The organism is Solimonas sp. SE-A11, assembly GCF_030345715.1.
Lineage (GTDB): Bacteria > Pseudomonadota > Gammaproteobacteria > Nevskiales > Nevskiaceae > Solimonas_A.
Genome location: NZ_JAUASX010000016.1, coordinates 13924 through 25304 on the forward strand (window position 1 = coordinate 13924; position 11381 = coordinate 25304).

15 protein-coding genes are annotated in these 11381 nt (G+C 68.1%); 9 read left to right on the top strand and 6 right to left on the bottom strand.

What is annotated here, in order from left to right; genetic code table 11:
- The first annotated feature begins 69 nt into the window (after positions 1–69).
- The 3 genes from QT386_RS16895 (at position 70) to QT386_RS16905 (ending at position 2716) form a co-directional block, all read left to right on the top strand.
- The gene (locus QT386_RS16895; protein WP_289274915.1) at positions 70–1137 is read left to right on the top strand and encodes an AraC family transcriptional regulator; all 1068 of its coding nucleotides are present in this window, start codon (positions 70–72) and stop codon (positions 1135–1137) included.
- Between the two features lie 89 nt (positions 1138–1226).
- The gene (locus QT386_RS16900; protein ID WP_289274916.1) at positions 1227–2006 is read left to right on the top strand and encodes a crotonase/enoyl-CoA hydratase family protein; all 780 of its coding nucleotides are present in this window, start codon (positions 1227–1229) and stop codon (positions 2004–2006) included.
- Positions 2007–2113: 107 nt separating this feature from the next.
- The gene (locus tag QT386_RS16905) at positions 2114–2716 is read left to right on the top strand and encodes a pentapeptide repeat-containing protein (protein ID WP_289274917.1); all 603 of its coding nucleotides are present in this window, start codon (positions 2114–2116) and stop codon (positions 2714–2716) included.
- A gap of 88 nt (positions 2717–2804) precedes the next feature.
- Here QT386_RS16905 and QT386_RS16910 read toward each other — a convergent pair whose 3' ends face one another.
- From QT386_RS16910 to flgA, 5 genes are all read right to left on the bottom strand, one after another.
- Complete coding sequence (locus tag QT386_RS16910) at positions 2805–3419, bottom strand: hypothetical protein (protein ID WP_289274918.1); 615 nt, start codon at positions 3417–3419, stop codon at positions 2805–2807.
- 117 nt (positions 3420–3536) lie between these two features.
- Positions 3537–4253, bottom strand: a complete 717-nt coding sequence (locus QT386_RS16915; RefSeq protein WP_289274919.1) for a flagellar brake protein — start codon at positions 4251–4253, stop codon at positions 3537–3539.
- 16 nt (positions 4254–4269) lie between these two features.
- Entirely contained in the window at positions 4270–4740 is a 471-nt protein-coding gene (locus QT386_RS16920) for a flagella synthesis protein FlgN (protein WP_289274920.1), read from the bottom strand.
- Positions 4737–5054, bottom strand: a complete 318-nt coding sequence (gene flgM, locus QT386_RS16925; RefSeq protein ID WP_289274921.1) for a flagellar biosynthesis anti-sigma factor FlgM — start codon at positions 5052–5054, stop codon at positions 4737–4739. The genes QT386_RS16920 and flgM overlap by 4 nt, the downstream gene beginning before the upstream one ends.
- Before the next feature lie 153 nt (positions 5055–5207).
- Positions 5208–5885 (bottom strand): flagellar basal body P-ring formation chaperone FlgA, encoded by a 678-nt coding sequence (gene flgA / locus QT386_RS16930; protein ID WP_289274922.1) that lies wholly within the window; start codon positions 5883–5885, stop codon positions 5208–5210.
- Positions 5886–5996: 111 nt separating this feature from the next.
- On the opposite strand from flgA, the gene QT386_RS16935 reads away from it, so the two are divergent.
- The 6 genes from QT386_RS16935 (at position 5997) to QT386_RS16960 (ending at position 10673) form a co-directional block, all read left to right on the top strand.
- Positions 5997–6929, top strand: a complete 933-nt coding sequence (locus QT386_RS16935) for a chemotaxis protein CheV (RefSeq protein ID WP_289274923.1) — start codon at positions 5997–5999, stop codon at positions 6927–6929.
- A 197-nt stretch (positions 6930–7126) separates the two neighbouring features.
- Positions 7127–7516 (top strand): flagellar basal body rod protein FlgB, encoded by a 390-nt coding sequence (flgB, locus tag QT386_RS16940; RefSeq protein ID WP_289274924.1) that lies wholly within the window; start codon positions 7127–7129, stop codon positions 7514–7516.
- Positions 7517–7519: 3 nt separating this feature from the next.
- Entirely contained in the window at positions 7520–7924 is a 405-nt protein-coding gene (flgC, locus tag QT386_RS16945; protein WP_104229702.1) for a flagellar basal body rod protein FlgC, read from the top strand.
- A gap of 11 nt (positions 7925–7935) precedes the next feature.
- On the top strand, positions 7936–8598 hold the full coding sequence (locus QT386_RS16950; RefSeq protein ID WP_289274925.1) for a flagellar hook assembly protein FlgD: 663 nt from the start codon (positions 7936–7938) through the stop codon (positions 8596–8598).
- Between the two features lie 9 nt (positions 8599–8607).
- On the top strand, positions 8608–9828 hold the full coding sequence (flgE, locus tag QT386_RS16955) for a flagellar hook protein FlgE (RefSeq protein WP_289274926.1): 1221 nt from the start codon (positions 8608–8610) through the stop codon (positions 9826–9828).
- 104 nt (positions 9829–9932) lie between these two features.
- Entirely contained in the window at positions 9933–10673 is a 741-nt protein-coding gene (locus QT386_RS16960) for a flagellar basal body rod protein FlgF (RefSeq protein WP_289274927.1), read from the top strand.
- 27 nt (positions 10674–10700) lie between these two features.
- On the opposite strand, the gene QT386_RS16965 is transcribed toward QT386_RS16960, so the two are convergent.
- Positions 10701–11381, bottom strand: a complete 681-nt coding sequence (locus tag QT386_RS16965) for a Fe2+-dependent dioxygenase (protein WP_289274928.1) — start codon at positions 11379–11381, stop codon at positions 10701–10703.

The window sequence follows — 11381 nt, forward strand, 5'->3', positions numbered from 1 at the left end:
CGTCACGCAAATTTTGGCGCCGGTCCCTTTCGGATTCCCCCGCCGGGAGAATCCGGCTAGGCTTGGGCAATGAGTAGCCACAGGAAGAGCCCCGAGGTTCCGCCCACCCTGCTGCTGAGGCAGGCACTAACGGCCCTGGTGCGCCCCAGCCCCGAGGAGCTGCAGCAGCTCACCGAGCAGCAGGTGCGGCGCACCGGCTTCGGCATCCGCTTCGAGATGCAGGGCAAGGGGACCAGCGGCTACATGGACCTGGCCCTGCCCTCGGGAGGGCTGAAGGTCTTCCGCAGTGTCTTCACCCTGCGGACGTCGCACGAGGCCGTCGCCACCGCCGAACGCGACTACCTGCGCATCCGCCTGGGCCTCAGCGGCGACATGCAGATGCGGCTCGCGTCCGGCGCGGCGGTGGATATCGGCGCGCCTTCGGCCATGGTGATCGTTCAGCCCAAGGGAGCCGAGTTCTGCGGGGCTAGCCTGCCGCCGCAGCCGTTCCGCCAGGTCAACATCATCATGCCGCGCGGCATGCTGACCGATACCTGGGGCTTCGACCTGGCGACCTTGCCGGAGCTGTTGCGGACCCTGGAGAATGGCCAGGCCCGGGAGGTGCAGTTCATCAGCATCGCGCTGACGCCGTCACTGGTCAGCATCGCTACCGATATCCTCGAATGCAGCTTCTCGGGCCCGCTGCTGGACCAGTACCTGGAATCCAAGGTGCGCGAGGCGCTGTGCCTGCTGATCGCGGCCATGCAGGAGCCAGAGGCGGAGGAGTCGTCCGCCGATGCGCCGCGGCTGACAGCGCACGACCGGGAGCAACTGGCCCTGGCGAAGCAGCTCATCGACGGCAGCTTTGCCGCGCCGCCCGGGCTCACCACGCTGGCACGCCGGGTGGGCCTGAACCGCAACAAGCTCTGTGCCGGCTTCCAGACCGAGTATGGCCAGACGATCCACGAGTATGCGCGGGAGCTGCGCCTGCAGAAGGCGCTGCAACTGCTCCGCGGGGGAGACATCTCCATCACCGAGGTGGCGCTGGAGGTTGGCTACGAGCATTCCTCCAGCCTGACGACGGCGGTGAAGAAGCGCTTCGGCGTGAGTCCGCGCCAGTTGCAGCAGAAGACCGGGCGCACGCGCGGCAAGCCCTAGACGGGGCAGGAGGAGGCCGGCCGCGGAATTCTGTTGTAACGTCGGCAGACTTGGCACTCACCCACGGCCCTCAACTCAAGGAAACTGCGATGTCGCACATCAGGACCTCTGTCGGTGGACATGTGCTGGAGATCAAGGTCGACCGGCCGGAGAAGCTCAATGCACTCTCGCCGCAGATGTATGACGACCTGTGCCTGGCGCTGGGTGAACTCGACCGCCGCGACGAGCTCCGGGTGGGGCTGATCCATGCCGAGGGCAAGCATTTCAGCGCCGGGATCGAGCTGGACAAGTGGGCGCCGCTGTTTGCGGGCGGCAAGGGCTTCCCGATCCCCGAGGGCGGCATCGACATCTTTGCCTTGTCCGGCCCGCGCTGCCGCAAGCCGCTGGTGATGGCGGTGCAGGGTTATGCCTACACCTGGGTGGTGGAGATGATGCTGACCACCGATGTGCGCGTGGCTGCCGAGGACACGAAATTCGCGATGCTGGAGGTCAAGCGCGGCATCTATCCGTGTGGCGGTGCGACGCTGCGCCTGCCGCAGCAGATGGGTTGGTCCAATGCCCAGCGCTACCTGCTCACGGGCGAGCCCTGGAGCGCAGCGGAGGCGCACCGGACGGGACTGGTGCAGCAGGTGGTGGCGCCCGGCGAGCAGTACCCTGCGGCGCGGGCCATTGCCGACGGCATTGCCGCGGCGGCGCCGCTGGGGGTCGCTGCGATCCTGAAGTCCTCGCGCCTGGCGCAGGCGGAGGGCGAGGCGGTGGCGGCCAGCCGCCTGTTCGATGACATGACGCGCGTGATGGGCAGCGAGGATGCGAAAGAAGGCGTGCGCTCGTTCATGGAGCGGCGCAACGCGGTCTTCCAGGGGCGATAGACCGCGACGATTCCGCAGGGTCCCGCCTACCGCATTGGGGCGATCCCGATCCTCCCGGTGAATGCGACGCTTCGTGCATGAAACCGGGCAAGGTTGCCGAGGCGGGAATGAGCAAGACCACGCTGGAAGCGTCCGAATACTCCGGAGCGGTGTTCGAGAAGATCGACTGGAGCGGAGCCGATCTGCAGGGCATCAGCTTCTACGAGTGCAGATTCGTCAAGTGCAGCTTCACGGACGCGACGCTGTCCCAGTGTCGTTTCGACAACTGCCGCTTCGAGGGTTGCAATCTCAGCCTGGCGAAGCTGCGCGGCAGTTCGCTGCGCGAGGTGTCGTTCTCGTCCTGCAAGCTGGTGGGAATCGACTGGACGGCGGCGCGCTGGCCCAGCGTGGCCTTGAGCGGCCAGCTCCGCTTCGAGGAGTGCCTGCTCAACTCGTCCTCCTTCTTCGGGCTGTTCCTGCAGGAGCTGAAGATGGAGGCCTGCCAGGCGCACGACGTCGATTTCACCGAGGCGGACTGTGGGCATGCCAGCTTCCTGCAGACGGACTTCTCGGGGGCCACGTTCCACCAGAGCAAGCTGGTCAAGGCGGACTTCAGCGATGCGACGAATTACGTGATCGACGTGCGCACCAACAAGATCAATGGCGCCCGCTTCAGCCTGCCGGACGCGGTGAACCTGCTGCGCAGCCTGGATATCGAGATCGTGGATTGAGGCAGGCTGGCGCGGCTGGGCATGCCCCGCGTCGTCCGGGATGAGTGGTGCCCGGAGGCGTCGCCGGAGTTGAGGGATGTTCCGGCACTCATTGTCTCACCAGCCAACCATAGAGAATTAGCGTGACCGCCAAAGCTGCCAGCAGCACGGCCGGCCCGCTCGGACCGATGAGCGATTCTGCCAGCTGGTAGAACATGGTGAGCCTACCTGTCTCGCGGTCCGCTGCGTCCCTCTCCATCAGGCGCAGTCCCGCCAGCATGAGTAGGACCAGTCCCACTCCAATGAAAAATCCACGGTTGGAATGGCGTAACTCCCGGGGAAGATTTCCCTCGCGCACCATGGCGGACGCTGCCAGGTCGAAGGATGCCCGGTAGTGCTTGAGGCCGAGCACGGCCAGTCCGAGCAGCAGGATGACTCCGATGAAGAAGGCCGCAAGAGGTGGCGGCACGCGTGCCCTACCAGTCAGCGAGGGGATCAGCGCGAATCCGACCAGTAGAAGCACCATCACCAGCAGGGCGCCGATGACCGAAGCAGCAGTGATGGTTTCGCCCGGACGCCTGCGACACCACCACAGGCCGGACAGCGTGATGCTCGCGACCAGGAGCGGCAGCTTGAGGAGCCCGGCTGGGGAGGAGTAGCCCTCGGCCGTTGACCAGAAAGCGAGGGCCACCAGCGTGAATCCCAAGGCCAATGAAAAGAACACGCCCGCTCCGATCGATAGAGGACTTCCTGCCTATTCTGGGAGGCTGTGGATGCCGGCTGTCAATCTGATCCGGCTGTCAGGTTCGCGCCAGGGCAGCCCCGGAGGGTTTTGGATGGCTCAGTGCGGCCTTCTGTCCCGCAACACCATCCGCTGCAATGCCGCGATCTCCGTCGACAGCATCGCGTCCTGCGCGGGCGTGAGGTCCACCAGGCGCAGGCCCAGGCGCAGCTGGCCGTTGCGTTCGTGGCGGCTGCGGACTTCGGCGCGGGTCTGCAGGCTGGTGCCGGGCAGGCGCAGGACGCACTGCAGTTCTTCGCCCGGCGCGCCACGTCCGCCGGTGACGACGGTGGCGGCGCCGCCGCGGGAGAGGTCGGCGAGCATGCCGCGGAAGACCATGCCGTCATGCGTGAACTGCGAGGCGGGCAGGGCGACGTTGGCGGGCAGGGCGATGCGGAAGGCGCCGCGGCGTTCGCGGTATTGCAGGCGCTCGGGGAAGCGCAGCTGCAACAGGTCGCCGCTGCTGGCGAGCGTCGGGGCTTCCACACTGGTGCGGAAGACGAAGCGGCCGCCGTCGAGCTGGCCGCTGATCAGCAGCGCGGTGCCGGGCGACAAGGGAATGTCGGGAAACGGGGCATCGACCAGCAGGCAGCCGCGCAGGGGCGAGACCTCCAGCAGCAGGCTGCTGCACTGCTCGCCTTCGCCGAGGCTCAGCGACAGCAGACTGCGCGCATGCAGCACGCGGCCGAGCAGGGCGGCGATCTGGCGGCGGTCCTCGATGACGGCGGTGCGGTCGCGCTCCGCCGGGGCCTGCACATGACTGGCGAGGGCGCTCATCGGTGTGCAGACTCCGTCAGGCGCTGCCGAGACGCTGGCCGCCGAGCGCGACGGCACCGTAGCCGCTGCGTCCGTAGGTCTGCTGGGGTACGTCGCCGCGCAGGTTGGCCAGGGTCTGGCGCACCTGGCGGTGTCGCACTTCGAGCACCATGGCGTTTTCCTGGTTGGCGCGCTGGCAGCGCTGGGCCAGCGTCTGCAGCTCCTCCCAGTCGGCCAGCAGGCGCGCGGCCTCGGGCAGGCGGGCAAAGTAGTCCTTGAGCGGACCCTCGGTGGCGCGCAGGCGCAGCAGGGGTTCGCCGAGGCGGCGCAGGATATCGGCGCTGCCGGACTTGGCGGCGGTGACGCGTTCGAGCACGTCGGCGTCGTCGGCCAGCAGGGCCTGCTTTTCCGAATCCAGCGTCTGCAGCAGCTGTCGCGTGTGCTCGAGCTGCTGGCGCAGGTTCTCCGTCATCGGGAGGGGCTGCGGGGCCCAGGGGTTGTGGCTCATCGGGTGGCGAGCTCCCATTCAAACCGCGTGAGTTTCGAGGCGATGCGTTCCGCATTCACCTGGTAGCTGCCGTCGCGAACCTTGTCGCGCAGCTCGCTGACTTTCTTGAGGTCCACGTCCGGTGCCTGCGAGGCGGCCTTGCCGGCCTGCGCCAGCATCTGGGCCTCGCCAGTCAGCTTCACCGACTCGGTTGGCAGCACGGCCGCGGCCGGCTTGCCGGTGGAGGCATTGGGCTGGGCGGCCTGCGCCTGGCGGGCACGGGCGGCGGCGGCGGGTCCCTGGGGACCGTAGGTGTTGTCGATCTTCGAGCTCATGGCGGACTGCCTGGGGCAAGGGTACTGACCCTGTTAACGGCGCCTGCCAGGAAAACTTGAGGACTTCTGCAAAGCGGCCGACGGAAAGCCGTCGGTGCGCCGTGGGTGACTGATTCACATGGCTTTCCCGGGCGGCAAGCATGGGGCGGGCCGTTACAGGCGGACCTCGACCACACCGCCGATGGTCACCTGTCCTTCCACCACCCGTCGCGAGCTGCTGTTCTCCACGGGGATGCGGTCGCCCTCGGCGCCGTCGCGCAGGGCCTTGCCCTGGCTGCGCACTTCCATGGCGCCGGCACGGCCGACGACGGTGACCATATCACCGCGGCGCACGAGCTTCTGCGCTTCCACCATGTCGGGGGTGAGGACGCTGCCGGCGGTGGCGGGGCGGCGCAACTGGCGGCCGGCCAACTGCGCCGGGTCGCTGAAGTAACCATAAGGAAGGCTGGCGATATCGCGCTCCTGCGCCAGCAGCAGGCCGGTGCCGATGGCCTCGCCGCGCTGCGCGCCGCGGGCCAGGGTGAGCACGGGGCGGATGTCGGTGAGACGGACGCCGACATAGACGGTCCAGGCGGCGGGTGCGCCGCAGCTGACGGCGACGCGCACCTGGCCGCCGCGGATCGGTTCGGGTGCGCTGCGCAGGGCTTCGGCGCAGGCGGGCAGGCGCAGGCGGTCGTCCAGTGCCAGGGCCTCGGCACGGGCGCTGGGGGCGGCCTGGGCGAGCACGGTGGCGACGGCGGTGTCGCGCAGGGCGGCCAGCGGCTGCACGGCGTCGGCGGCCTGGGCCGACAGGCTGGCGAGCAGGAGGATCAGGAGGCTGGGGAGTTTCATGCGGGCTCCGGGACTTGGTGGAGTGGAGGCAAGGCTTGTTCCAGCCTCGGCCTCGCGAAGCGCTAAAGAAATGCCGGCACCCGCCGATACAGGCCGCATACGGAGACGCACATGGCGACCGGCCTACTCGAAAGCATCGACCGCAGTACCCAGCTGGCCGGGCACAACCGCCTGGCGCTGCTGCTGTTTCGTCTCGGGCCGCGGCAGGTCTTCGGGATCAATGTATTCAAGGTGCAGGAGGTCATCCGGCGGCCACGGCTGTCGTCGATGCCGTCCTCGCATCCGCTGGTGGCGGGCGTGGCGGACATCCGCGGGCGCGTGGTGCCGGTGATCGACCTGCACCGGGCCATCGGCGGGCCGGCGGTGACCGAGACCTCGGCGGCGCACGTGATCGTGGCGGAGTACAGCCGCTCGGTGCAGGGCTTCCTGGTGCAGGCGGTGGACCGCATCATCCACGTGGACGTGGCCACGGTGCAGCCGCCGCCGGAAACCGGCACGGAGAGCTTCCTGACCGCCATCACCCGCTACGGCGAGGAGCTGGTGGAGATCATCGACGTGGAGAAGGTGCTGGCGGCGGTGACCGGCGATCGGCCGGGCATGTCGGATGCCATGCAGGCCCAGGCGATGGAGCTGGATGCCCGCGGGCGCCGGGTGCTGGTGGTGGACGACTCCAAGGTGGCGCGCACGCAGATCGAGAAGGTGCTGGCGCAGCTCGGCATCGAATGCGTGACGGCCACCGACGGCAAGGACGCCCTGCGCCAGCTGCAGGGCATGGCGGACCGGGGTCCGCTGGACGAGCAGCTGCTGATGGTGATCTCCGACGTCGAAATGCCGGCGATGGATGGCTACCGCCTGACGACGGAAATCCGTCGCGACCCGCGCATGAAGGGCCTGTACGTGCTGATGCACAGCTCGCTGTCGGGCATCTTCAACCATGCCATGGTGGAGCGGGTGGGGGCCGACCGCTTCCTGCCGAAGTTCAGTTCCGACGAACTGGCAGAGGCCGTGGTCGAGCGGCTGAAAGCCATACAGATCAGGCACTAAGAGAGCACTCTAGGGGCCGCTCGTGCTGAGCCTGTCGAAGCGCGGGCGGGCCGGCTGATCCAGGCCTCGGGCCCCGCCGCCCGCCCTTCGACAGGCTCAGGGCGAGCGGCCTCCAAGCGTTGTCCGACCACCGGTCCCTCGTCTGGTACGGCAGTTGCCTTGATCCCTCCACAAAGGCTTTTCGCCCGGAGGACCACATGGCCAACGACCCGCTGTTCGGCATCCACGCCGACGCCCTGCAACTGCAGCGGCGCCGCATGGAACTGCTGGCCGCGAACATCGCCAATGCCGATACCCCGGGCTATCGCGCGCGGGACATTGACTTCCAGAAGCTGCTCGCCGCGGCCCAGCAGCCCGCCGCACCCGCGGCTGGCGGTGCCGCTTCCGTGAATGGCGGCCTGGATGACGCCCAACTGAAGGCCGCCACGGTCTACCGCCTGCAGACGCAGCCCGCGGTGGACGGCAACACGGTGGACACGCAGGTGGAGCAGTCGCAGTTTGCCCAAGCCTCGCTGCAGTACCAGGCGAGCCTGAGCTTCATGGATGGCCGGCTGCGCTCGCTGCTGACTGCCATCACGGGGCAATAAGCCATGTCCATGAAGATCTTCGACATCGCCGGCTCCGCGCTCAGCGCCCAGTCCGTGCGTCTCAACACGGTGGCCTCCAACCTGGCCAACGCGGACTCGGTCAGCGGCGACGCCAATTCGGTCTACAAGGCGCGGTTGCCGGTGTTCCAGGCCATTGCCGACGCGCAGAACCCGGAAGGCTCCGGCGTGCAGGTGCGCGGCGTGGTGGAGAGCCAGGCCGAGGCGCAGAAGCGCTACGAGCCGGGCAACCCGCTGGCGGACAAGGACGGCTACGTCTACGCACCCAACGTCAACATCGTGGAGGAGATGGTCAACATGATCTCCGCCTCCCGCTCGTACCAGGCCAGCGTGGAGGTGATGAACACCGCCAAGGACATGACCCTGCGTACGCTCAACCTCGGCAAATAAGGGACCGATCCATGGCCGCCGTCGGCAACACCACCTTCGACAACCTCGGGCTCTCGCTGCAGCAGGACAGCGGCAAGAAGAAGCAGCAGCTCGGCCAGGAGGAATTCCTGAAGCTGATGACCACGCAGCTGAAGAACCAGGACCCGACCAAGCCGATGGACAATGCCCAGTTCCTGGGTCAGATCGCACAGTTCAGCACCGTGTCCGGGATCCAGCAGATGCAGGAGTCCTTCTCCAGCATGGCGGCCTCGCTGCAGTCCTCGCAGGCCCTGCAGGGCGCGCAGATGGTGGGGCGCGGCGTGCTGGTGCCGTCCAAGACCTCGCTGCTGCCGGACACCGGCGGCCTGGGCGCGGGCGCCGAGTTGCCCGCCGGCGGCACGCTGAACGTGGAGGTGCTGGACAGCGCCGGCCAGGTGGTGCGCCGCCTGGACCTGGGCACGCGCCCGGCGGGCCTCAACCAGTTCGTCTGGGACGGCAACGACGAGTCCGGCACCCGCATGGAGGCCGGCACCTACACCCTGCGCGCCACGCTCGACCAGGGCGGCAGCACGCAATCCGTTTCCACCTACGGGCTCGATGTGGTCGACAGCGTTTCGCTGGGCAGCGACGGGCTCACGCTCAACCTTTCCGGGCTCGGGGCCACCAAGCTCTCCGACGTCCGCCAGATCTTCTAGGAGTCACCCATGACCTTCCGTATCGCCCTGTCGGGCCTCAATGCCGCCTCCGCCGATCTCGGCGTGACCGCCAACAACATCGCCAACGCCAACACCACCGGCTTCAAGGGCTCGCGCGCGCAGTTCGTGGACTTCTTCCCACAGAGCTCGGGCGGCATCTCCGACAACGCGGTGGGTGCCGGCGTGCGTCTGGACAAGGTGGCCCAGCAGTTCTCGCAGGGCTCGGTGAACTTCACCAACAACAGCCTGGACCTGGCCATCAGCGGCCAGGGCTTCTTCACGCTGAGCGACAACGGCGCCACGGTGTACTCCCGCGCCGGCGCCTTCGGCACCGACCGCAACGGCTACGTGGTGAACGCCAATGGCCAGCGCCTGCAGGCCTATCCCCCGGTGGCCGGCGGCTCGGCCTTCGACACCGCGCAGCTGTCGGACCTGCAGCTGTCCACCAACGACAACCCGCCGGCCGCCACCACGCGCATCGACACGGGCATCAACCTGCCGGCCAATGCCACGGTGCCGGCCACGGCCACCTTCAGCGCCACCGACCCCACCAGCTACAACCACACCACCTCGGTGACGGTGTACGACTCCCTGGGCGCGCCGCACACGGCCAACCTGTTCTTCTCCAAGACGGCCAATCCCAACGAGTGGAGCCTGAACATGCAGGTGGACGGCGCCGCGGTCGGCCCGGCCACCACGCTGACCTACTCGGACAGCGGCCAGATGCTGACCCCGGCGGGCGGCAACATCGCCCTGCCGGCGGTGAACACCAGCACCGGCGCCGCGCCGCTGAACCTGACGCTGGCGCTGAACAACTCCACGCAGTACGGCGAGCGCTTCAGCGTCAGCAGCCTGCGCCAGGACGGCTACGCCACCGGCCGGCTGACCGGCATCGAGGTGACGGACGAAGGCATCGTGCAGGCGCGCTTCACCAACGGCCAGGCCACCCCGCTGGGCCAGGTGGCACTGGCCAACTTCGCCAACCCGCAGGGCCTGCAGCAGCTGGGTGACAGCACCTGGGGCGAGACCTTCAGCTCCGGCTCCGCCCTGCGCGGCCAGGCCGGCGGCACCAACTTCGGCGAGATCCAGAGTGGCGCCCTGGAGGCCAGCAACGTGGACCTCACCGAGCAACTGGTGAACATGATCACCGCGCAGCGCAACTTCCAGGCAAACGCGCAGATGATCTCCACCAGCGACCAGATCACGCAGACGATCATCAACATCCGCTAAGCAAAAAACGGGAATCGGCAATAGGGAATCGGGAGTCGCAAAAGCGGCCCTGCTTCTACGATTCCCGATTCTCCACTCCCGATTCCCGGGTTCCGGAGGAAGCCATGGATAGAGCCCTTTACGTTGCGATGACCGGCGCCAAGCAGACCCTGCAGGCGCAGGCGGTCAACAGCCACAACCTGGCCAACGCCAGCACCGTGGGCTTCAAGGCGGAGCTCGCGGCGCAGCAGGCCATGAACGTTGAAGGCGGTGGCCTGCCGTCGCGCGTCAACACGCTGCTCAAGGGCAGCGGCTGGGATTCCACCATGGGCGCGGTGCAGCAGACCGGGCGCGACCTGGACGTGGCACTGGACCAGGACCGCTGGCTGGCGGTGCAGGCGCCGGACGGCTCCGAGGCCTACACCCGCGGCGGCGAACTGTCGCTGGACGTGAACGGCCAACTCCGCACCGCCTCCGGCCTGGCCGTGCTGGGCGACGGCGGCCCGGTGTCGATCCCGCAGAGCAGTTCGCTGACCCTGGGCAGCGACGGCAGCATCTCCATCGTGCCCCTGGGCCAGGGCGCGGAAACCACCGCCACCGTCGGCCGCCTTCGCGTGGTGGAGGCCCGGCCCGAGCAACTGGAGCGCGGCCCGGATGGCCTGTTCCGTACCAAGGCCGGCCAGGCGCTGGACGCGGCCCCGGGCAAGGTGATGACGACGGGCGCGGTGGAGACCAGCAACGTGAACATCTCCGAGGCCATGGTCAACATGATCCAGCTGGCCCGCGCGTTCGAGATGCAGGCCAAGCTGATGCGCGCGGCGGAGGACAACGCCCAGGCCGCGTCGAGCCTGGTGCGCATGGGCTGAGGGTAAGTCAGGCTGGCCAGGTGACGCTCAGCACTCCGCCCACTCGCGGATCAGGTTGTTGTACAGCGCGGTAAGCCGCACCAGCTCCGGCTCTGCTTCTCCCAGGCGGCCACGCAGCCGCCGCAGGGCACAATCCATGTCGTAGAGCTGGCGCCGTCGCTCGGCGCTCTTGATCACGCTCTGCATGAAAAAGTAGCAGGCCAGTCGCTCGCCGCGCGTGACCGGGCGCACCTGGTGGATCGACCCCGAGGGGTAGGTGACCAGGCTGCCGGCCGGCAGCTTGATCTGCTGTTCTCCATAGGTGTCCTCGATGCACAGCTCGCCGCCGTCGTAGTCCGCCGGGTCCGACAGGAACAGCGTGGCGGAGATGTCGGTGCGCAGCCAGCTGCCATCCGGCAGGCTGCGCAGCGTGGCGTCGGCATGCATGCCGTAGGCATTGCTGCCGCCGGCGTAGCGGTTGAAGTCGGGCGGCAGGATCTTGTTGGGTAGCGCTGCCGACAGCAGCTCCGGGCTGCGGTTGAGCGCGCGCATGACCAGCACCCGCAGCTCGCGCAACGCCGGCGTGGATTCCGGCAACTGTTCGTTGTTCTTGACGAGCACGGCCTGGGGGCCGGCGGAGACGCCGGTGGCCCAGCCCGCCCCGACGAGCTGGCGGCGGATCGCCGCCAGCTCGTCGGAGTTCAGGATGGCCTCGAAGGTGACGACCAT